Genomic DNA, 20510 nt, shown 5'->3' with positions numbered 1-20510 from the left:
CATGAGCATCGACCGCATCTCCCCGGACCGCCCTCCCGCGCCCTCGACGACCGTCCCGGCCGGACTGCGGCGCAACCGCCACGACCGGCTCGCGCTGGTGCCGGACGGTCGCGTCGACGCCCGGTACGCCGATCTCCGCGACCTCCGTCTCGCGCTCGCGCTGACCGAGGAAGACGCCCGCGAGGAGACCGATCTCGACCCGTTCGACCGGATCACCTGCCGGACCCATCGCCGCTGGCTCCACCAGTGCGTCTCGTCCCCGCACCACGCGGTGCCGCTCAGCGGCCACCGCTGGTGCCGCCCGTGCGGCCGCCCGCTCGACGCGGCCGTCGACGAACTCTCCGGCGACGTGCGGTTCTCCTGCCCGCGCTGCGGCCAGACCCCGGGCACCCGCGCCACCCGCCAGCTGACCCGCGCGTGCCGGGCGAGCATCGCCGCGGCCTTCGACCGCTCGTCCGGCCGCGACCTGTGCGCCTGAGCGAACGGAACCGCGCGGCGCGGCGAACCTGTGCGCGGCTCTGGCCGCTGTCCACAGAGGGCGGAGCCGGGGACCTTCGGCCCTTTTCCGGCACCTGCCCGAAGCGCAGCCTGGAGACAGGCAGCCGGGCGCCCGATTCCCCCTGACCGTCGCGAACCGGCGGCCAGGGCGAGCGCGGGAACGCCATTCCGGGCATAGGCGAAAGCCCGCCCGACCGAACCGCCTGCGCCGAGAAGTCCGCCGTGCCAGGCGGCAGCAGAAACGAGAACCGATGAGCGGCCAGCAAGCGACCACCGACGACGAATACCTCCTGCACTGCGGAATGAGCGGCTACCTCGACGCGGTGAGCGTCGCAGCGGGCGTCGGCCCCGAGTCCGCCACGATGGACCTCGACTCGCCGATGTCGGCCTACCTCGCACTCGACGGGCAGCTCGCCGTCCATCCCGGACGCGACACAGCGCTGGTCTGGGACGAACGGCACGGCTGGTCGTTCACCATCGAAACCCATTCCGGCGAAGACCTGCTCGTGGTGGCCTACCTCGGCGACGACCTGGTACCGCCCCCTTCCCGCGTCCGGGAATTCGTCCGCGCGGTCCGCGCCCTGACCCGGCGCACGCCGCCGCCCGCGCCGCCGGAGCTGAACCGCGGGCGGGCCGACCTCCTCGCCCGGCTTCTCGGCTACCGGACTCCGCAACCGCTGGCCAGCCAGTGACCCCGCTCGAGCGGGAGCGGAGACGCAAGCGGGCCGGCACAGCCAAGCTGGTGCTTCCCGCGCGCAGCGGGGCGCTCAGGTGAAGATGATCTGGCCGCCCGCCGCTTTGGCGTAGAATTCGCCGACGGTGATGATGTCCCGCACCTGCTCGATCAGATCGTCCTTTTCGAGGCCGAACAGGTCGACCGACGCCTTGCACGCGTACAGCCCGGCCCCGGTGTCGGAAATCATTTCGAGGAATTCCGGAATGGCGGGGATATCGAGCTTTTCCATCTTCCGTTCGAGATACTGCGTCATGACCGACGACACGCCGGGCAGTCCGCCCGCCCACGTGGCCAGGTGCAGGCCCGGATTGCCGACGGTCGCCAGCTTGATGTGGTCGTGCCGGGCCTTGTGCACGGCGTCCAGCCCGAAAAAAGTGAAGAACAGATCGGCTTCGATGCCTTCCGCGCGCGCCCCGTTGGCCATGATCAGGCCGGGGTAGATCGCGTCCAGCGAGCCTTTCGAGACGATGACGGAGACCTTTTCGATCATGCCGGGATTCCTCCTCAGATGCAGCCGCGCGGTTTCGGGATTCCGGCGATTTTCGCGGCGAGCTTGGCCGGGCCCTTCGGGAAGAGCCGGTACAGGTCTTTGATCGTCACGCCGGAAGTGCGCCCGAGCGCCCGCACGGTCGGGCCGGTGCCCTTCTCCGCGTATTCCCGCCGCATGAACTCGATGACCTTCCAGTGCTCGTCGGTCAGCGCGTCGATGCCGGATTCGCGGGCGATCTCCGGAGCCATCTGCTCGGTCCAGGACTCCGGCTCGGTGAAGAAACCCTCGTCGTTGACAGGCACCTCGATGCCCGCGTAGGTCGCGGTGGCCATGAGCGTCCTTTCTGGTCAGTGTTCCGCAGGCGCCGGGAACTCCTTGCCCGCGCGGGGCATCTCGGCGGCGATGCCGGGGATTTCCCGGCCGGGCAGCAGGCTGTGCCAGTACAGCCACGAGAACATCAGCTTGCCGAGGTGGTTCAGCCGCGATTCGCGCAGCAGCGGAAGCCCGGCCGCCGCCGGGAAATGACCGGGCAGAGGTTCGGTGTCGTAGTTGAAGTCGATGAGCATCGCCTTGTGGAAACCGCTCTCGATGAAGCAGTTGGTGTGCCCGTCGAATCCGGGGTCGAGCGGACGGCCGGCGAGGTACCGTGCGACGTTGCGGGCCAGCACCGCGCCCTCGAAGTGGGTGACCGAACCTGCCTTGGACGCCGGCACCCCGGCGGCGTCGCCGAGCGCGAAGATGTTGGGGTACGCCGTGGACTGCAGCGTGTGCGGATCGACGGAAACGAAGCCGAACTCGTCACCCAAACCGGGCGATCGGTCCACATAGGACGCTCCGCTGTGCATCGGCACCACCACCGCGAGATCGAACGGGACCTCGCGGCCGTCGTAGGAGACCAGCCGACCGCCCGCGCCGTCGACCTCGCCGGTGTTGAACTCCGTCACCAGTTCGATGCTCTTGTCCTCCAGCAGACCGGCGAGCGTCTTCGCCGCCACCGGCTTGGTGAACGCGGAATCGAGCGGCGTGACATAGGTGATCCGCACTTCGTCGCGGATTTCCTGTTCGGTGAAGTACCAGTCGGCGAGGAAGCAGAATTCCAAGGGGGCGACCGGGCATTTGATCGGCAGGTCGATCACGTTCACCACGAGGCGCCCGCCGGTGAACTCGTCGAGCGCGGACGCGAGCGCCATCGCCCCGGCGTAGTCGTAGAAGGTGTGCACCGTCTCCCGCCAGCCCGGGCCGGTGAGTCCCTCGGTTTCCTCGGGCACGAGCCGGGCGCCGGTCGCGATCACGAGCGCGTCGTAGGCGAGCATCGTGCCGTCCGCCAGACCGACTCGCGCGGCTTCGGCGTCGACGTGGTCTACCGCGCTGCGGTGGTACTCGATTCCTCGGTGCAACTGCGCCGGGCGGGACCGGACGAGGTCCTCCGGCTGGGCGAGGCCGAACGGCACGAACAACAGGCCCGGCTGGTACACGTGGTCGTTGTCCTGGTCCACCACGGTGATCCGGATCTGATCGCCCAGACCGCGCCGCAGCCGGTTCGCGGCCAGGGTGCCGCCCGTCCCGCCGCCGAGAATCACGATGTGCTTGGTCACCGCTCCAGTCTCGAAGCGGCCCGCCGGTCCGGTTAGGGTCTTCGGTCACCGGCGGGGGCGACCAAGGAGGGCCGGTTACCGCAGCGCGACAGTCAGCAGCACGACCGCGTCTCCCAGCGCCTGCAGCCCGTGGCGTTCCGGCGGAACGACGGCCAGCTGCCCGCGTTCCAGCGTCCACTCCGCACCCTGGGTGTGCAGCCGCACGGTGCCGGCGACGACCTGGAGCGTGGCCGCGGGCGGCGAGTCGTGCTCGGCCAGCTCGGCGCCGTCCCCCAACGCGATCAGCGTCGCCCGCTGGGAGGTTCCGGACACCAGCGTCCGCGCGGCCCGCCGTGATCCGTGCGCGCCGGCTTCGACCTGCAATTCGGCGGCCACCGCGTCGATCGAAGACACTGCCGGGTGATCGGTCATCGCTTCTGCTCCCTCCTCGGCGGGCCCCCGCGGCGGAGCGTCACCGAGTACCGCGTGGGGCGGCGTTCTCGCTGAACTTACCCTGCCACGATGCCTGCGCACCGGAATCGCCGATGCGGTAGACGTCGTAGACAGTCGCGCCGGCGACCAGGACCGCGACGACCGCGATCACCGTCGTGACCTTCGTCGAGGCGGGCGCCAGGTAAGTCTTGCGGCGCACGGCGGTGGCGACCGCGGCGTTGTCCTCGGCGGTCCCGACGTCGGTTTTGCCCGTCAGCAGGGCGCTTTCGCGCTGGCGCCACCACACCACCAGCGCGAGCACGGCGACCGGGATCGCGACCCAGAGCGCGGTGTCGCCCAGTTCGGTGTGGTCGCGCAGCAACTGGGTCCGCGGAACTCGCCGCTCGAGCCATTCGCCGGCGTTCGTGGTGATCGGAACCAGGATCAGCGCGAGCACGGCCAGCACGGCGTTCGGCGCGGCGAGCCTGGCGCGCGCTTTCGGCCAGACGCTGCTCAGCACCAGCAGCAGTGCGCTCAACGGCAGCAGTACGACAATCGCGTGCACGAGCAGGATGTGGGCGGGCAGGCCGTTCACGGTCGTCATGATGTCCTTAATCCGGTGGAATTTCGCGATTCAGCGGGAATTCTGCGAAAGCGTGCTCACTTTGGCACGGCGCGGGCCGGTTCGCACCGGGCGGGTCATCGGCGCCCGCCCGCCGCCAGCCGCAGCGCCAGGGTCGGGCAGGCGGCGACCGCCTGGCGCGCGTCGGACAGCACCGGGCCCGGCACCGGCCGGTCGGCCAGGATCGGGTAGCCCCACTCGTCGAGGTCGATCAGTTCGGGCAGCAGTTCGGCGCAGATTCCGTGGGCCCGGCAGGCGATCGGGTCGACCCGCAGCTGCCGGGAGCGTCGTTCGGGCACGGTCACGTCCAATCGCCGCTTCGGTTGTTCCATTCCGGCGTGGGCAGCGCGGGGTGCGCCGCCCACGCGCACGGACGCCCGGCGAGGTGGGCTCGCAGGTCGTCGGCGAAACACCGCAGCGCGCTCGCGGCCAGCCGGACGGCGCCGTCGGGATGGGCGCACGCACCGCGGCCGGGAATGACCGAGAGCCGCGTGCGGAGCCGTTGCCCGGCCAGCGCCGCTGCCCGGCCGCCGAGCACCAGGGAGATGAAATCGTCGGCGACGGCGGGGAGACCGAACATGCACGGCCCGCATTGGCGGGCGGACTCCCCCGCCAGATAGCGCAGCACCCGAGCGGTTTCGGCGAGACCGCAGGCGCGCGCGGGCAGCACGGTCAGCGAGGCGACGCCGAGTGCCGCGCCCGCCGCGCGAAGGTCCTCATGGGACAGCCGGATGCCCGCCGCGGCGGGCGCGGGCAGCCAGGTGCCGCCGTATCCGCCGAACAGGATCGCCTGCGGTGTTCCGGCCGGGCCGCCCGCCTGGCCGAGCACCTCCGCGACCGGGGTGCCGAACGCGGTTTCGTACACCCCCGGCCGGGCGACTCCGCCGCCGGCGGTGACCAGCGTGGTGCCGGGCGAGTCCCGGGTGCCGCAGCCGCGGAACCACTCCGAGCCGTAGCGAGCGATCAGGGCGAGATGGGCGAGCGTTTCGACGTTGTCGACCAGGGTCGGCCGGCCGCGCACCCCGCGCTCGAAAGGACGGGGCGGTTTCGCGGTCGGCCGGGCGTCGCCGGTCTCCAGGAAGTTGACGAGCGCGGATTCCTCGCTCGCCACATACCGGCCGGGCGCCTGGACCAGCCGGATCGGGATCTCTCCGCTCGGCCGCTCGGCCAGCGCACCGGCCACCGAGCCGGCGATCGGATCGGCGCGGTGCACGCACAGGATGATCTCCGTCGCGTCGGTCGCCGTCGCGGCCAGCACCGCCCCGTCGATGACCAGGTGCGGCGCGACGGTGAGCAGTGCTCGGTCCTTGCCGCTCGCCGGTTCGCCCTCGCAGCCGTTGGCCACGACGACCGGGCGGCGGCCGCGGGCGACGGCACGCAGCTTGCGGCCGGTGGGGAAACCCGCCCCGCCGCGCCCCCGCAGCCCTGAAGCGTCCACTGTGGACAGCAGCAGGGCCCGGCCGTTCCGTCCGGCGTAGCGTTCGACGGGCAGCGCGCCGTATCGGGCGCTGTGCTCGGCGAATCCGGCGGACTGCCGGGCTTCCAGCCAGCCCGCGAGAAGACGGCGCGGGCGGGCCGGGTCAGGCGGCAGCAGCGGCCCGCTGGCCGCCCGGGGACGGCGAGCGGTCGTCATCACAGGCCTCCCAGGGTGCCGCGCCGGGCCTCGGTGTCGGGATGCCGCACCGTCGCGCGCCACCCCACGGCCGCCGCGGCGGCGAGCACGCACGCCACCAGCAGCACCCGGACCCAGCCCAGCCGGGAGTCGGCGCCGCCGATCTCGAAGCCGTGCACCACGGCCGCGGGCCAGGAGAGATACGCGGCCCAGTGCACGGCTTTCCAGGCCCTGGCGTTGATCCGGGGACGGAGCAGGCTGGACACGACCACAGCGACGAGCAGATCGAACGCGACGGCTCCGATGCCGAGCGACACCGGGTGGTACGCCGAGACGAACGGGACCACCACGCTGATCCACCGGATGCCCGCGTACGTGTCGATGATCGCCGTCGCGATGTGGACGGCCAAGAAAGCAAGCGTGATCAGGGACAGATTCCGGTGGAAGGCGGCGACGGCGAACCTCGGCCACCTCTGCGACGCGAGCCGGGCGCTGGAGATCGCGCCGAGGACCACCACGGCCGTGAACAGCACCAGCGCGGCCAGTCCCGTCGCCCGGCTGACGTACCACAACGCGCTCATGCCGGCGCCTCTTCCGGCCATCCGGCGACGCGGACGACGCGCCCGTCCGAGGCGACCAGGCGAGCGGGCAGCCGGCGTTCCGCGAGCCACGCCGGAGCGAGCTCGCCGAGCACGACGGCCGCGGTGCTGGCCGTGTTGGCGTCCGCGCACGTGGCCGCGGCGACGGTGACGGTCCGCCAGCAGGGATCTGGGATGTCCCCGGTGCGCGGGTCGACGATGTGGTGCACCGTCCGCCCGGCTCGCCGCCAGGTGCGGCACACCGTGCTGGACGTGGCCAGTCCGCCGCTGGCCACGGCGATCACCGGGTCGCGGAGAGGATCCGCGGCGGCGTGGTCGTCGCCGACCACCACCGGCCATCCCCCGGCCGGTGCGCGTCCCGCGACAGCGACGTCGCCGCCGAGCCCGACCAGCACGCCGCAGCCGAGTTCGCGCGCGAGCGCGGTGCTGGCGCGGTCGGCTGCCCAGGCCTTCCCGGTAGCTCCCAGGTCCAGCCGCACGCCGCGCGGGACGACGACCTCGCGCCGCGACCAGTCGGCGGTGATCCGCCACCAGCCCGGAGCCTCGCCCGCCGGCTTGACCGGTGCGGCGAGATCGCGGGCGATCGCGGCGAAGTCCCGGTCGTAGCCGAGCTCGCACACTGCTCGGCCGACCGTCGGATCGACCAGCCCGCCGGTCGCCTCGGCGGCCCGCAACGCGACCTGCAGCGCTTCGGCCAGCAAGGGGCTGACCCGCACGGGAGAACCGGCGTGGCGGTGCAGCTCGGCGATCTCCGAATCGTCGCGAAACCGGCTGCACGTCTCGTCGACGGCACGCAGTTCGGTCCGGAGCAGGTCCGTGGCGACCGGGAGGCGGTCCGGCTCGGTGACCACCAGTTCGGCGGTGGTGCCCAGCGCGCGGAACCGGATGCTCGCGAGCGGTTCGGCGGCCGTGGTCATGAGCCGCCCGAGCGCGCGGCACTGTGGTGCCGGCGACCGACGACCGGCGGCTGCGCGGGCGGGCTGACCGCCGGAGGCGCGCTGGTCTCCGGGATGCTGTCCGGGTTGCTGTCCGCGGAGGGCTGCGGCGGCGGGACCGCGGACGGCGAGGAGGTGACGGGCGGAGCAGCCGGTGCGGTGGTGTCCGCCGTCGCTTGCTGAGCGAGCGTCACCCCGAAGACCGTGGCCAGCGCCGCGCCGCCCAGTCCCGCCGTCCACGTCGCCGTCGAGATGCTGCGGCGGCCGCGGGCGCGGGCCCGGATGCGTTGCCGGTGATTCACGTGGGTCTCCTTTTGGCCGGGAGGTCTGCTGCCCAGTTTCGACGGGAGTCCTGGGGAAAATCTGGGAATCCGGGCCGCGGATGCCGCGGGCCGCGCGGGCAGGCACGATTGCGGGATGGACACTGCGCACCGCGGCTCCGGCCGGGTCCTGCTGGTCGAGGACAACGCCGAACTGGCCGAGCTCCTGACCGAACTGCTGTCCGACGAGGGCTACGAGGTCGAAACCGCCGCGGACGGGCAACGCGGCCTGCACCTCGGCCTGGTGCGGCAGTACGACGTGGTGATCCTGGACCGGGGCCTGCCCGCGCTCGACGGCCTCGACGTGCTCGCCCGGCTGCGCGGCAAAGGCGTCACGACGCCGGTGCTGGTGCTTTCCGCGCTCGGCAACCCCGCAGACCGCGTCGCGGGCCTGGACGCCGGAGCCGAGGACTATCTGCCCAAACCGTTCGACGTGGACGAACTGCTCGCCAGGCTGCGCGCGCTGCGCCGCCGCCACCTCGACGTCGCCCGGGTGCTGCCGGTCGGCACGATGCGGCTGAACCTGGACACCCGCCAGGTCGAGCCGGGCCCCGGGGCGGGCGAGCCGGTCCGGCTGTCCGAACGGGAATGCGCGCTGCTGGCGACGCTCGCGGGCAGGCCCTCCCGGGTCTTCACCCGGCGGGATCTGCTCAGCCTGGCCTTTCCCGAGGCCGACAGCGAGGCCGTCGTCGACACCTATGTGTCGTACCTGCGCCGAAAGCTCGGGCGGCCGGTCATCGCGACAGTCCACGGGCGTGGATACCAGCTGGGCGCGCCGTGAGCCGCCCGCCGGCTTCGACCGAAGCGAGGCTGCTGCGACGCGCGACCTGGCGACTGGGCTTGCAGGTCGGGCTGTCCGTCGCCGCGATTGTCGTGCTGCTGTCCGGCCTCGCGGTGTTGATGGTGCTGCGAAGCCAGCAAACCGGCGTGGCCGCCCTGCTGCAGCAGGCCGCCTCGCAGGCCGACGATGTGCAGGACCCGCCCGCCGGGGTCTGGCTCGCCATCCAGGGACCCGGCGGCCTGACGGCGACGCCCGGCGCACCGGCCGTCCTGCCCGATCGGGCGGCGCTGGCGAACGTCGCGAAGACCGGGACCGCGCAAACCGACGAGGTCCGCGGCGAGCGCGCCGGCTACGAGGTCTACACCGAGCAGCGCGGCACGCAGACCGTGCAAGCGGCGCTGGACCTGCGGGCGAACAACGACGAACGCGAGCGGTTGCTCGCCGCCATGCTTTTCAGCGGCGGAGTGGGGCTGCTGCTGGCAGTAGGCGCGGGTGTGTGGTTCGGGCGGCGCGCGGTCGCACCGCTGGCCACCGCGCTGGGCATGCAACGACGGTTCGTCGCCGACGCGAGCCACGAACTCCGCACCCCGTTGACCCTGCTGTCCACGCGCGTCCAGGTGCTGCGCCGGCACCTGCGGCGCGGCGACTCCCGAGAACGGCTGACCGCCGAAATCGACGGGGTCGTCGCCGACGCCGGGCACCTCACCGACATCCTCGAAGACCTGCTGCTGGCCGCCGACGTCCGCGCGGACGGACTCACCGCGACCCTCGACCTCGTGGAACTCGCCGCCCGGGCGGCCGCCGCCGGAACCCCGGCCGCGGCCGAGCGCTCGATCGTCATCGAGGCGCGTCCGACGGTGCCGACGCTGCTCGTGCGCGGCACTCAGGGCGGCCTCCTCCGCGCCGTGACCGCGTTGGTCGACAACGCCGTCACCCACGCCCGTTCGACGGTCACCATCACGACGAAGCAAACCGGAACCACCTGCGTCGTCGAGGTTTCCGACGACGGGCCCGGCATCGACCCCGCGGTCCTGCCCGGGTTGTTCGAGCGATTCTCCTCCGCCCGCCCCGAATCCTCGCCGCGCCGCCACTACGGCCTCGGGCTGGCCCTGGTGAGCGAAATCGCCGACCGGCACGGCGGCCACGTCACGGCCGGAAGCAATCCCGGCGGCGGAGCGCTGCTGACCTTGACCCTGCCGCTGGCCGGACGCGATCCCCACGCCGCTCCCGGCTGATCAGTCGATTCTGAGCAGGGAGCCGGCGGCAGCGAAGCCGCGGTCCGTCCTCGTTGCCGCAGAACGTCTTCCGCGGTCGACGACGCGCGATGAGGTCCACCCCGTCCGGCACCGAGATGCCTCCGCTGAGGATCTCGACCGCTAGCCGGCTGGATGCTCATCGGCGACGCCAGCAGCGACAGCGGCCACCGGCGCTGCCCTTCGTCCTCCGCAGCGAGGACATTGCGCCCTGCCGTTCCCCCGACGGCAAGAAGAAGAATCGAAAGCGCGAGAGCCGCGAGCGGGCCAACCCCGACGATTCGGCAGCAGCGCTCTCGCCTCGAGCGGTGGCGGCGGCATGGGGCTCTTCCCCTCGTCCCCGGCCCCTCCGCTGCCGCCGCTCCCTGCGGAGAACACCGTCACGGCCGTCCGTTCCGCTTGCGCAGCAGCCGATCGATGGCGGGCGCAAGAGACTCTTCCCGCGGAATCGTGGTGGATTCCCGACAGGACTGCGCGTACGCGCGCATGGCGGCCCGCAGAGGCCGAAGGTCACTTCGACCCGTGACGAACGCCCGGTGAACGGTCCGCCTCCTTCGCCGAAGCTGAATGGCGTACGGCCGGCACCAGGGTGGTGTCGCAGCGGGACAGTCCCGCCGAGCCGACCGCCCGAAGGAGTCGCATTGCCCACACGACCAGTGCCGGCCAACGACCGCGTTCCCGGGCACGGACCGCTGCTCGGCGTGCGGCGGCTGCTGACCAAGGAGACCGTCGGCGACCACGGGCGCACCCTGCACCAGATCGACGCGAACGCGTGGGAGTCGTTCTACCGCGACCGGTGGAGCTACGACCGCGTCGTGCGTTCGACGCACGGGGTGAACTGCACCGGTTCGTGTTCGTGGAACGTTTTCGTCAAGGACGGCCTGATCACCTGGGAGCACCAGGCGACCGACTACCCGGGCACCGGGCCGGACAGCCCCGACTACGAGCCGCGCGGCTGTCCCCGGGGCGCGTCGTTCTCCTGGTACGAGTACTCGCCGTCGCGGGTGCGCCATCCGTACGTGCGGGGTTCGCTGCTCACCATGTTCCGGGCCGGCCTCAGGCGGTTCGGCGATCCGGTCGCGGCCTGGGCGGACATTGTCGAGGACCCGCGCAAAGCCAAGGCCTACAAGGAACAGCGCGGCCGCGGCGGGTTCGTCCGCGCCACCTTCGACGAGGCGACGACGATGATCGCCGCCGCGCACGTCTACACCACCAAGACCTTCGGGCCCGACCGCGTGGTCGGCTTCTCGCCGATCCCGGCGATGTCGATGGCGTCCTTCGCCGCGGGCACCCGCTACCACGCGCTGCTCGGCGGCACGCTGCTGTCGTTCTACGACTGGTACGCCGACCTGCCGGTCGCCTCGCCGCAGGTGTGGGGCGACCAGACCGACGTGCCCGAGGCGGGCGACTGGTGGAACTCCACCTACCTGGTCATGTGGGGCTCCAACATCCCGGTCACCCGCACCCCGGACGCGCATTTCCTCGCCGAGGCGCGCTACCGCGGCGCGAAGGTGGTCGCGGTCAGCCCGGACTACGCCGACAACGTCAAGTTCGCCGACGACTGGCTGGCTCCGCACCCGGGCACAGACGGGGCGCTGGCGATGGCCATGGGGCACGTCGTCCTCACCGAGTTCTTCCGCGACCGCCAGGTGCCCTACTTCGCCGACTACGTGCGGTCCAACACCGACCTGCCGTTCCTCGTGACGCTGCGGGAACGCGAGCCCGGCGTCTACGCCACCGACCGCTTCCTCACCGCCGCCGATCTCGGCGACGACGGCGAAGGAGCACGGCACAAGACCGTCCTGCTCGACGACGCCACCGGAAACCCCTTAGTGCCCAACGGATCCCTGGGTTTCCGTTACGGCGCCGAGGGCGAAGGCCGCTGGAACCTCGACCTCGGCGACGTCGTGCCCGCGCTCGGCGTGCTCGGCCACGCCAGCGGCCAGGTCGCCGTCGACCTCGCCCGCTTCGACATCGGCGAGACCGAGGGCGGCGCCACCATGCGGCGCGGCGTGCCCGTCGTGCGGGTCGGAGAACACCTCGTCACCAGCGTCTTCGACCTGCTCATGGCCCAGTACGGCGTCCAGCGCGGCGACCTGCCGGGCGAGTGGCCCACCGGGTACGACGACGCCGACGCTCCGCACACCCCGGCCTGGCAAGAGCGGATCACCGGCGTGCCGGCGGCGCTGGCCGCCCGGATCGGGCGCGAACTGGCGCGCAACGCCGAACGCAGCCACGGCCGGTCGATGATCGCGCTGGGCGCGGGCGCGAACCAGTGGTTCCACTCGGACATGACCTACCGCGCGCTGATCGCACTGGTCACCCTCACCGGCTGCCAGGGCGTCAACGGCGGCGGCTGGGCGCACTACGTCGGGCAGGAGAAGGCCCGGCCGCTCACCGGGCAGCAGCACCTGAGCTTCGCCTTCGATTGGCAGCGCCCGATGCGCCACCAGGCCGCCACACCGTTCTGGTACCTGCACACCGACCAGTGGCGCTACGAGAAGGTGCCCGCCGACGAGCTGGCTTCCCCGCTCGGCGAGGGCAGGCTGGCCGGGATGGCCTTCGCCGACACGGTCGCGGCCGCGCAGCGGATGGGCTGGTCGCCCGGCCACCCCGCGTTCGACCGCAACCCGCTCGACCTCGCCGACGAGGCCGCGGCCGCCGGAGTCAGCGCGGCCGAGCACATCGTCGGCGAACTGCGGGCGGGGCGGCTGCACGCGGTCGCCGACGACCCCGACGACCCGGCGAACTTCCCGCGCTGCCTGACCCTGTGGCGGGCCAACCTGCTCGGCTCCTCGGGCAAGGGCAACGAGTTCTTCCTCAAGCACCTGCTCGGCGTGGATTCCCTCGCCTCGGCCGACGAATGCGGCACGGACGAACGCCCGCGCGACGTGAAGTGGCGGGACGACGCGCCGACCGGCAAGCTCGACCTGCTCACCACGGTCGACTTCCGGATGACCAACACCGGCCTGCACTCCGACCTCGTGCTGCCCGCCGCGACCTGGTACGAGAAGCACGACATCTCCACCACCGACATGCACCCCTTCGTGCACGCCTTCTCCCCCGCGGTCGAGCCGCCCGGGGAGGTGCGCACCGACTACGACGCGTTCCTCGCACTGGCGGACAAGGTCAGCGAGCTCGCGGTCGCCCATCTCGGCACTCGCCGCGACGTGCTGGCCGCGCCGCTGCAGCACGACACTCCCGACGAACTGGCCACGCCGTCCGGACGGGTCCGGGACTGGGGCCGCGGCGAATGCGAGCCGGTGCCGGGCGTGACGATGCCGAAGCTGATCGAAATCGAGCGCGACTACACCCTGCTCGGGGCCAAGATGCGCGCGGTCGGCCCGCTGCTGGACAAACTCGGCACCACCACCAAGGGCATCACCGTCGACGTCGCGCCGGAACTGGAATACCTGCGCCGCCGCAACGGCGTCATCGCCGACGGCCCGCTCGCCGGGCGGCCGTCGCTGTCCACAGCGGACCGGATGTGCGAGGCGATCCTCGCGCTCTCCGGCACGACCAACGGCCGCGTCGCCCACGAAGGCTTCCTGAAGCTGGAAAAGCAGACCGGGCAGCAGTTCACCGACCTGGTCGAGGGCCACGAAACCGAGCACGTCACCTACGCGGCCACGCAACAGGCCCCGCAGCCGGTGATCACGAGCCCGGAATGGTCCGGTTCGGAAAAGGGCGGCCGCCGCTATTCGCCGTTCACCATCAACGTCGAGCGCCGCAAGCCGTGGCACACGCTCACCGGACGGCAGCAGTTCTTCGTCGAACACGACTGGGTCGCCGAACTGGGCGAGCATCTGCCCGGCTACCGGCCGCCGCTCAACATGGCGCGGCACTTCGGAAAGCCCGGCGACCTCGCCGACGGCGGCGTCACCGTCCGGTTCCTGACCCCGCACGCGAAATGGTCGGTCCACTCGATGTACCACGACAACGAGCTGATGCTCGCGCTGTCGCGCGGCGGGCCGGTGCTGTGGATGAGCGTCGAGGACGCCGCGAAGATCGGCGTCGCCGACAACGACTGGGTCGAGGCGGTCAACCGCAACGGCGTGATCGTCGCCAGGGCCGTGGTCAGCCACCGGATGCCCGAGGGCACGGTGTTCCAGTACCACTCCCCCGAGCGGACGGTGAACGTCCCGAAGACCGAAAAAGGCGGCCGCGGCAAGGGAAAGCGCGGCGGCTACCACAACTCGATGACCCGGTTGCTGGTCAAGCCCACGCATCTCGCCGGCGGGCACGCCCAGCTGACCTATGCCTTCAACTACTACGGACCGATCGGCAGCCAGCGCGACGAAATCACCGTCGTGCGGCGGCGCAGCCAGGAAGTGGAGTACTGACATGCGCATCCGCGCTCAAGTGGCGATGGTGATGAACCTCGACAAGTGCATCGGGTGCCACACCTGCTCGGTCACCTGCAAGCAGACCTGGACCAACCGCGAGGGCACCGAGTACGTCTGGTTCAACAACGTCGAGACCAAACCCGGCATCGGCTACCCGAAGCACTACGAGGACCAGGAACGCTGGAAAGGCGGCTGGAAGCTCGACGCCAAGGGCAGGCTGGTGCTCCGCTCCGGCGGCCGGGCGAAGCGGCTGTCGCGGATCTTCGCCAACCCGGACCTGCCGTCGCTCGAGGACTATTACGAACCCGCCACCTTCGACAAGGACATCCTCCTCGACGCGCCGGCCGGGTCGGCCGACACGCCGGTCAAGCAGCCGCGTTCGGCGCTCACCGGCGAGCCGATGCGCCTGGAGTGGGGCGCCAACTGGGAGGACGGTCTCGGCGGCGCGCCCGAACGGGCCGGAACCGACCCGAACATCGCGGCCATGGACCCCGAGGCCGCCGCGCGGGTGAAGTTCGAGTTCGAGAAGACGTTCATGTTCCACCTGCCGCGGATCTGCGAGCACTGCCTGAACCCGGCGTGCGTATCCGCCTGTCCCTCGGGCGCGATGTACAAACGCGAGGAGGACGGGATCGTCCTGGTCGACCAGGACCGGTGCCGCGGCTGGCGGATGTGCGTGAGCGCGTGCCCGTACAAGAAGGTCTACGTCAACCACGCGACCGGCAAAGCGGAGAAGTGCACCTTCTGCTTCCCGCGGATCGAAGCCGGGCAGCCGACCATCTGCTCCGAAACCTGCGTCGGCAGGCTGCGGTATCTCGGGCTGGTCTTCTACGACGAGGACGCGGTACTGGCCGCGGCCTCGGTCGAGGACGAGCACGAACTGCTCGCCGCGCAGCGCTCGGTGTTCCTCGACCCGCACGACCCGGAAACGGTGCGGCTGGCGTATGAAGCGGGCCTGCCGGAGGAATGGGTGCTCGCTGCGCAGGCGTCGCCGGTGTGGCGGCTGATCAGCGAGTACCAGATCGCGTTGCCGCTGCATCCGGAGTACCGCACGCTGCCGATGGTCTGGTACGTGCCCCCGCTGTCCCCGGTGCTCGACGCGGTCGGGGCCGCCGGACGCGACGACACCGACGCCGACGACGTTTTCCACACCATCCGCGACCTCCGGATCCCGGTCGAGTACCTGGCGGAACTGTTCACCGCCGGCGACTCCGAGGCAGTCGCCGGAGTGCTGATGAAGCTCGCCGCCATGCGCTCCTACATGCGGGCGCGCACCCTCGACGGCACTGTCGCCGAGGAACTGTGCGAGGCCGTGGGAATGCCGGGCGAGCAGATCGAATCGATGTACCGGCTCCTGGCCATCGCCAAGTACGACGAGCGCTACGTCGTGCCCGCGGCCTACGACAAGGACGCCGCGGCCCTCGAAGCGCAGGCAGCGTCCACTTCGGACTGCTCGCTCGACTGCACGGGCGGGCCGGGGATGACCGAACAGGCCGCCACCGCCGAGCGATTCCACCTCGTGTCCGAAGACGAGCGAGTCCGTCCAGGGCGCCGCGGCCTCCTCAGCCGTCGCTCCGACGGCAGGCTCGGGCTGACCATCGACCCGGCGGGAGGCACGGCATGACGGTCGATCCGGCGGACCGGACCCGGTTGTTCGACCTCGCCTCGGTCCTGCTCGCCTATCCCGACGCCCGGCTGTTCTCCGCGGCGGACGAACTCCGCGAGACGGTCGCGGCGATCGCCCACCCCGAGGTCCGCGACCGGATGACGGGATTCCTCGACTGGTTGCTCACCACTGAGACGCTTGCCGTCGAGACCCATTACGTGCGCACGTTCGACCTGCGGCGGCGCAGCGGGCTGTACCTGACCTACTATCTGCACGGCGACACCCGCAAACGCGGCATCGCTTTGCTCACGCTCAAACAGCGCTACCGCGCGCACGGCCTGCGCCTGGCCGAGGGCGAACTGCCCGACCTCCTGCCGGTGGTCCTGGAATTCGCCGCCGCCGCGGGTCCCGGAGACGGCGAGGCCCCGCTGCGCCAGCACCGGCGCGGCCTGGAATTGCTGCGCTGCGCGCTCGAAGAAGCCGGATCGCCGTACCGGCACGTCGTCGACGCTGTCGTCGCCGCGCTGCCGCCGCTGACCCCGGACGACCGGGCGGCGGTCGCCGCGCTCGCCGTCGACGGCCCGCCGGTGGAATCGGTCGGGCTGGCGGCTTACGGAGCCGACGTCGACGCGATCGGCTTCGGCCCGGAACTCACCTCTGGCTCGTGTCCTTCCCTGGAGAGTGCCCCGTGACCACCTTCGTCTGGATCGTGCTGCCCTACGCCTGCCTGGCGGTGTTCGTGCTCGGCCACGTCTGGCGGTGGCGCCACGACCAGTTCGGCTGGACGACGCACACCAGCCAGTTGCTGGAGAGCCGCATTCTGCGGTGGGCCTCTCCGCTGTTTCACCTCGGCGCGTTCGGCGTGATCGTGGGACACGCGGGCGGCCTGCTGGTGCCGTCGTCGCTGACGAGCGCGATCGGTGTCCCCGAAGGGCTGTACCACGCCGTCGCGGTGTGGGGCGGCACGCTCTCCGGGCTCGTGCTGGTCGCCGGGCTGGTGCTGCTGATCGCGCGCCGCGTGGTCAACGGCCGGGTGCGCCGCGCCACGACCACAATGGACAAAGTCCTCTACGTCGCGCTCGCCGCGATGGTGGCGCTCGGCATGACGGCCACGGTCGGCGTCAACCTGTTCGGACACGGCTACGACTACCGCGAGACCATCGCCGTCTGGTTCCGCGGCATCTTCTGGTTCTCCCCGCAGAGCCAGCTGATGATCGACGCCCCGCTGGTCTACCAGCTGCACGCGGTCGGCGGATTCCTTTTGCTCGCGCTGTGGCCGTTCACGCGGCTGGTGCACGTGTGGTCGGCGCCGCTGGCCTACCTGTGGCGGCCGTACGTCGTCTACCGCGCCCGTCGCGGCGCGCCGCCCGCACCGCAACCGGCTCCGGCCGTCGTGCGAGACCGGGCGACCGAAGAGAGGCAAACCCTTGCCTGAACCGACAGTCGCCGACGTGGTCGTCCGGCTGCCGAAAACCTTGCCCGCCAAGGCTTCCGTCGCCGAAGCCAGGGCTTGTTTCGCCGACGACCACGTCCACATGCTCCTGTTCACCGAGTCCGGCCGACTCCTGGGCACGCTCGTTCGCGAAGACCTGGACGAAACCGCATCCGGCCCCGCACTGCGGTACGCCCGGCTGACGGGCCGGACTGTCTCCGCCGACCTGCCCGCCGATGACGCGCGCCAGCTCCTGCTCCGTCGCGGGCAGCGGAGACTCGCCGTCGTCGACCACGACGGCGCACTGCTCGGACTGCTGTGCCTCAAACGCCGCCGCACCGGATTCTGCAGCGACGCCGACGTCGCCGCGCGGGCCGCGGAGCCTCTGCGGTGACCGCACCGACGACGCGCCGCAAGGCTCCCGTCGTTCCGCCGCAGCACGGAGCCTGGGGATTTCTCGGCCTGCCGCTTCTGCTCGGAGTCGCGGCAGGTGGCTGGTCCGCCTGGCTGATCCCGTTCGCGGTGGCCTGGGTGTCCGCCCATCCGGCGGGCTGGGCCGTGACCGGGCTGCTCACCGCGCGACGGCCCAGCCGGTTCCGCCGGGCCGCGCTGCTGTGGACTCCGGTGTGCGTAACAGCGGGCGCGGTCGTGCTGAGCGCGCGTCCCTGGCTGATCTGGGCGCTGCTCGGCTATCTGACGCTGTTCGGAGTCAACCTCGGGTTCGCGCGAGCGCGCCGCGAACGGTCGATGGCCAACGACCTCGTCCTGATCGCCGAGTGCGCGCTGCTGGTTCCGGTCGTGGCCGGAGTGGCCGCCGGGAGCCAGCCCTGGGCAGCCATGACCGCCGCTCCGGTGCTCGCTGCCACTGTGTTCACCGCCCTCGCGCTCATCGGCTCCACGCTGCACGTGAAGTCGCTGATCCGCGAGCGCGCCAATCCCGCGTATACCGCCGCGGCGCGCGCTTTCTCGCTCGCCGCCGTCGTCGCGGCGCTCGCGCTCGCGATAGCCACCGGCTGGTGGTGGCCGGTGGCCGCGTTCGTGCTGCTCGCCGCTCGCGCCGCCTGGTGGCACGACCCGTCGTGGCGGCCGTCGCGGATCGGGATGGTCGAGCTCGCCGGACTGGTTTCCGTTGCCACTGCGGGATTTCTCACCTTCTAGTCCGGAGTGGACGGTGAGGACCTTCGGCCCCCGCCCGGGGAAATTCGGCTCTGCTGCCGATCCCCGCCGGAGCCGGAAACTGGACGGGCCCTCGCCGACCGGCGGGCGCTCGCACGACACGAATGAGGCGTCGATGACCTCGACACAGGACCGCCCGGCCGGAACCGGCAGACCCGCGCTGATGCTGACCCTCGCGACCGCCGGGTTCGCGCTCAACTTCTGGGCCTGGGCACTGCTCAGCCCGCTCGGCCCGCTGTTCAAGGACTCCTTGAAGCTGACCGCGTTCGAACAGGCCCTGATGGTCGCCGTCCCGGTCGTGGTCGGCTCGCTCGGCCGGATCCCGGTCGGCGCGCTCACCGACCGCTACGGCGGCCGGATCATGTTCCCGGTGCTCTCGGCCCTGACCGCGCTGCCGGTGCTGTTCCTCGGCCTCGCCGGGCATTCGTCGCTGCTCGCACTCCTGATCGGCGGCTTCTTCCTCGGCCTCGGCGGCACGTCGTTCGCGATCGGCGTCCCGTTCGTCAACGCCTGGTTCCCGCCCGAGCGGCGCGGACTCGCGATCGGCATCTTCGGCGCGGGCATGGGCGGCACCGCGATCAGCGCGCTGACGACCGTCCCGCTGGTCAGGGCCGGAAGCGTCGCGACCCCGTTCCTGATCACCGCGGCCGTCCTCGTCGCTTACGCGATCCTCGCCGCCGTCCTGCTGCGCGACGCACCCGACCGCACGGTCCCGACGGAACCGCTGGCCCAGCGGATGCGCCAGACCCTCCGGCTCGCGGTGACCTGGCAGGCCTCGGCACTGTACGCGATCGCTTTCGGCGGCTACGTCGCGTTTTCGGTCTACCTCCCGGCCTACCTCAAGACCGGTTACGGACTGGCCCAGAGCGACGCCGCCAACCGGATGGCCGGTTTCGTCCTCTTCGCCGTGGTGATGCGCCCAATCGGCGGCTGGCTTTCGGACCGCTTCGGCCCCGTGCGCGTGCTCGTCGGCGTGTTCGGCGCTGTCGCGGCGTGCGCCGCAGTACAAGCGTTCAGTCCCGGCCTGATGCCGCTCGGCACAATGGCATTCCTGGCAATGGCCGCGGCCCTCGGAGCGGGGAGCGGCGCAGTGTTCGCGATGGTCGCCATGCTCGTCCCGGCGAACAAGGTCGGTTCGGTGACCGGAGTCGTCGGAGCTGCCGGAGGCCTGGGCGGCTTCATTCCGCCGCTGGTGATGGGAGCGCTCTACGGCGGCCTCGGCTCGTATGCGCTCGGCCTTGCCGCACTCGCGCTGGTCGCCGCCGCAGCCCTCGCGTTCACCGCAACGGTGGCGAAGCGGTCGTTGCAGCAGCACTTCCGTGTGGAGAAGGCCGGTGTGTGAGTACTGCGGCTGCCAGGCTGTGCCCGCGATCGCAGAACTGACCCGGGAGCACGACGAGGCGGTCGCGTTGATCAGCCGCACCCGCACCGCGCACGGCGCGAACGACGTCGCAGCGATGGCAAACCTCGCCCGCCGGATCGCCGAAGTCCTCGGTCCACACACGACAGTCGAAGAGCAAGGCCTTTTCCCAGCGCTGCACGACGAGTTCCCGGACCACCTCGCGGCGCTGGCTGATCAGCACCGGCAGATCGAGCACGTGCTCGGCGAGGCCGCCGACGGGACACCTGCCGACCCGGCGTGGCCCGCGCGGCTGATGGCCACGCTGCACCTGCTGCGCGAACACATCCTCGCCGAGCAGGACGGCGTCTTCCCCGCCGCGCTCAGCCGGCTCGACCCGGCCCAGTGGGAGGCCGTCGACGCGGTACGCCGAAACATCGAAGCCGGGTTCTCGACGCAGTACAGGGCGTGTCCAGGCTAGGGGCAGGCATAGCTGCGGGGAGAGGCGACGCTGATGCTGGCCGCCGGAGTGGACATGAAGGTGATCCAGCACATCCTCTGCGCACCCCGCCCGCGCCTCTCGGGCTCACACCAGACCACAATGGACAGTCCCGCACCGGAAGACCCGCTCCCGGACAGCACAAAACCCCAGGTCACCGAGCCCGGTGACCTGGGGTTCGAGAGTGGGCCGCCAGGGATTCGAACCCTGAACCCGCCGGGTAAAAGCCGGCTGCTCTGCACGATTGAGCTAACGGCCCG

At 71.4% G+C, this 20510-nt stretch carries 22 protein-coding genes and 1 tRNA gene; 12 read left to right on the top strand and 11 right to left on the bottom strand.

Going from position 1 to position 20510, the window contains the following annotated elements; translation table 11 throughout:
* The first annotated feature begins 1 nt into the window (after nt 1).
* Both WA670_RS14585 and WA670_RS14580 read left to right on the top strand, forming a co-directional pair.
* The gene (locus WA670_RS14585) at nt 2-478 is read left to right on the top strand and encodes a hypothetical protein (RefSeq protein WP_134732169.1); all 477 of its coding nucleotides are present in this window, start codon (nt 2-4) and stop codon (nt 476-478) included.
* Nucleotides 479-749: 271 nt separating this feature from the next.
* The gene (locus tag WA670_RS14580) at nt 750-1190 is read left to right on the top strand and encodes a DUF6292 family protein (RefSeq protein WP_134732199.1); all 441 of its coding nucleotides are present in this window, start codon (nt 750-752) and stop codon (nt 1188-1190) included.
* Between the two features lie 75 nt (nt 1191-1265).
* Here the strand turns inward: WA670_RS14580 and WA670_RS14575 are convergent, their stop codons facing one another.
* The 10 genes from WA670_RS14575 to WA670_RS14530 form a co-directional block, all read right to left on the bottom strand.
* On the bottom strand, nt 1266-1724 hold the full coding sequence (locus tag WA670_RS14575; protein WP_134661449.1) for a DsrE/DsrF/DrsH-like family protein: 459 nt from the start codon (nt 1722-1724) through the stop codon (nt 1266-1268).
* A gap of 14 nt (nt 1725-1738) precedes the next feature.
* Nucleotides 1739-2056, bottom strand: coding sequence for a TusE/DsrC/DsvC family sulfur relay protein (locus WA670_RS14570; RefSeq protein WP_037806025.1), 318 nt, complete (start codon nt 2054-2056; stop codon nt 1739-1741).
* Nucleotides 2057-2071: 15 nt separating this feature from the next.
* Nucleotides 2072-3319 (bottom strand): type III sulfide quinone reductase, selenoprotein subtype, encoded by a 1248-nt coding sequence (gene sqr / locus WA670_RS14565; protein WP_336157988.1) that lies wholly within the window; start codon nt 3317-3319, stop codon nt 2072-2074.
* A gap of 75 nt (nt 3320-3394) precedes the next feature.
* Complete coding sequence (locus tag WA670_RS14560; protein WP_037806023.1) at nt 3395-3730, bottom strand: hypothetical protein; 336 nt, start codon at nt 3728-3730, stop codon at nt 3395-3397.
* Between the two features lie 40 nt (nt 3731-3770).
* Nucleotides 3771-4334 carry a DUF2231 domain-containing protein gene (locus tag WA670_RS14555; RefSeq protein WP_336157987.1) on the bottom strand — a complete coding sequence of 188 codons (564 nt, stop codon included), beginning with the start codon at nt 4332-4334 and terminating at the stop codon, nt 3771-3773.
* A 95-nt stretch (nt 4335-4429) separates the two neighbouring features.
* A complete protein-coding gene (locus WA670_RS14550; RefSeq protein WP_336157986.1) occupies nt 4430-4651 on the bottom strand; it encodes a ferredoxin in 222 nt (73 codons plus the stop codon).
* A 2-nt stretch (nt 4652-4653) separates the two neighbouring features.
* Nucleotides 4654-5985 carry an NADH-ubiquinone oxidoreductase-F iron-sulfur binding region domain-containing protein gene (locus WA670_RS14545; protein WP_336157985.1) on the bottom strand — a complete coding sequence of 444 codons (1332 nt, stop codon included), beginning with the start codon at nt 5983-5985 and terminating at the stop codon, nt 4654-4656.
* Nucleotides 5985-6545, bottom strand: coding sequence for a ferric reductase-like transmembrane domain-containing protein (locus tag WA670_RS14540; RefSeq protein ID WP_336157984.1), 561 nt, complete (start codon nt 6543-6545; stop codon nt 5985-5987). The genes WA670_RS14545 and WA670_RS14540 overlap by 1 nt, the downstream gene beginning before the upstream one ends.
* Nucleotides 6542-7480, bottom strand: coding sequence for an FAD:protein FMN transferase (locus WA670_RS14535; protein WP_336157983.1), 939 nt, complete (start codon nt 7478-7480; stop codon nt 6542-6544). Before WA670_RS14535 ends, WA670_RS14540 begins: the two co-directional genes overlap by 4 nt.
* A complete protein-coding gene (locus WA670_RS14530; RefSeq protein WP_336157982.1) occupies nt 7477-7800 on the bottom strand; it encodes a hypothetical protein in 324 nt (107 codons plus the stop codon). The genes WA670_RS14535 and WA670_RS14530 overlap by 4 nt, the downstream gene beginning before the upstream one ends.
* A 115-nt stretch (nt 7801-7915) precedes the next feature.
* Here WA670_RS14530 and WA670_RS14525 point away from each other — a divergent pair, with 115 nt between their 5' ends.
* From WA670_RS14525 to WA670_RS14480, 10 genes are all read left to right on the top strand, one after another.
* Nucleotides 7916-8599, top strand: coding sequence for a response regulator transcription factor (locus WA670_RS14525; protein ID WP_134661457.1), 684 nt, complete (start codon nt 7916-7918; stop codon nt 8597-8599).
* Complete coding sequence (locus WA670_RS14520; protein ID WP_336157981.1) at nt 8596-9834, top strand: sensor histidine kinase; 1239 nt, start codon at nt 8596-8598, stop codon at nt 9832-9834. Before WA670_RS14525 ends, WA670_RS14520 begins: the two co-directional genes overlap by 4 nt.
* 659 nt (nt 9835-10493) lie before the next feature.
* Nucleotides 10494-14195, top strand: a complete 3702-nt coding sequence (locus tag WA670_RS14515) for a nitrate reductase subunit alpha (RefSeq protein WP_336157980.1) — start codon at nt 10494-10496, stop codon at nt 14193-14195.
* Nucleotide 14196: 1 nt separating this feature from the next.
* Nucleotides 14197-15822, top strand: a complete 1626-nt coding sequence (narH, locus tag WA670_RS14510) for a nitrate reductase subunit beta (RefSeq protein ID WP_037806016.1) — start codon at nt 14197-14199, stop codon at nt 15820-15822.
* A complete protein-coding gene (gene narJ, locus WA670_RS14505) occupies nt 15819-16496 on the top strand; it encodes a nitrate reductase molybdenum cofactor assembly chaperone (protein WP_037806015.1) in 678 nt (225 codons plus the stop codon). The genes narH and narJ overlap by 4 nt, the downstream gene beginning before the upstream one ends.
* Complete coding sequence (narI, locus tag WA670_RS14500) at nt 16493-17239, top strand: respiratory nitrate reductase subunit gamma (protein ID WP_336157978.1); 747 nt, start codon at nt 16493-16495, stop codon at nt 17237-17239. The genes narJ and narI overlap by 4 nt, the downstream gene beginning before the upstream one ends.
* On the top strand, nt 17232-17630 hold the full coding sequence (locus tag WA670_RS14495; protein WP_336157977.1) for a CBS domain-containing protein: 399 nt from the start codon (nt 17232-17234) through the stop codon (nt 17628-17630). The genes narI and WA670_RS14495 overlap by 8 nt, the downstream gene beginning before the upstream one ends.
* Nucleotides 17627-18394, top strand: a complete 768-nt coding sequence (locus WA670_RS14490) for a YwiC-like family protein (RefSeq protein ID WP_336157976.1) — start codon at nt 17627-17629, stop codon at nt 18392-18394. Before WA670_RS14495 ends, WA670_RS14490 begins: the two co-directional genes overlap by 4 nt.
* Before the next feature lie 133 nt (nt 18395-18527).
* The gene (locus WA670_RS14485; RefSeq protein WP_336157975.1) at nt 18528-19754 is read left to right on the top strand and encodes an MFS transporter; all 1227 of its coding nucleotides are present in this window, start codon (nt 18528-18530) and stop codon (nt 19752-19754) included.
* 19 nt (nt 19755-19773) lie between these two features.
* Entirely contained in the window at nt 19774-20232 is a 459-nt protein-coding gene (locus WA670_RS14480) for a hemerythrin domain-containing protein (protein WP_238606261.1), read from the top strand.
* 203 nt (nt 20233-20435) lie between these two features.
* On the opposite strand, the gene WA670_RS14475 is transcribed toward WA670_RS14480, so the two are convergent.
* Nucleotides 20436-20509: transfer RNA gene (locus tag WA670_RS14475), tRNA-Lys, on the bottom strand.
* Nucleotide 20510 lies beyond the last annotated feature (1 nt).

Origin of the sequence: Amycolatopsis sp. VC5-11 (assembly GCF_037034185.1) — a bacterium.
Taxonomy (GTDB): Bacteria; Actinomycetota; Actinomycetes; order Mycobacteriales; family Pseudonocardiaceae; genus Amycolatopsis; species Amycolatopsis nivea.
This window is presented reverse-complemented; position numbering and strand designations above follow the sequence as displayed.

Coding starts and splice junctions, on each gene's coding strand:
- WA670_RS14545 (WP_336157985.1), bottom strand. CDS start 5,985: ATGACGACCGCTCGCCGTCCCCGGGCGGCCAGCGGGCCGCTGCTGCCG.
- WA670_RS14485 (WP_336157975.1), top strand. CDS start 18,528: ATGACCTCGACACAGGACCGCCCGGCCGGAACCGGCAGACCCGCGCTG.
- WA670_RS14525 (WP_134661457.1), top strand. CDS start 7,916: ATGGACACTGCGCACCGCGGCTCCGGCCGGGTCCTGCTGGTCGAGGAC.
- WA670_RS14540 (WP_336157984.1), bottom strand. CDS start 6,545: ATGAGCGCGTTGTGGTACGTCAGCCGGGCGACGGGACTGGCCGCGCTG.
- WA670_RS14535 (WP_336157983.1), bottom strand. CDS start 7,480: ATGACCACGGCCGCCGAACCGCTCGCGAGCATCCGGTTCCGCGCGCTG.
- WA670_RS14555 (WP_336157987.1), bottom strand. CDS start 4,334: ATGACGACCGTGAACGGCCTGCCCGCCCACATCCTGCTCGTGCACGCG.
- WA670_RS14575 (WP_134661449.1), bottom strand. CDS start 1,724: ATGATCGAAAAGGTCTCCGTCATCGTCTCGAAAGGCTCGCTGGACGCG.
- narJ (WP_037806015.1), top strand. CDS start 15,819: ATGACGGTCGATCCGGCGGACCGGACCCGGTTGTTCGACCTCGCCTCG.
- WA670_RS14585 (WP_134732169.1), top strand. CDS start 2: ATGAGCATCGACCGCATCTCCCCGGACCGCCCTCCCGCGCCCTCGACG.
- WA670_RS14560 (WP_037806023.1), bottom strand. CDS start 3,730: ATGACCGATCACCCGGCAGTGTCTTCGATCGACGCGGTGGCCGCCGAA.
- WA670_RS14580 (WP_134732199.1), top strand. CDS start 750: ATGAGCGGCCAGCAAGCGACCACCGACGACGAATACCTCCTGCACTGC.
- narH (WP_037806016.1), top strand. CDS start 14,197: ATGCGCATCCGCGCTCAAGTGGCGATGGTGATGAACCTCGACAAGTGC.
- WA670_RS14570 (WP_037806025.1), bottom strand. CDS start 2,056: ATGGCCACCGCGACCTACGCGGGCATCGAGGTGCCTGTCAACGACGAG.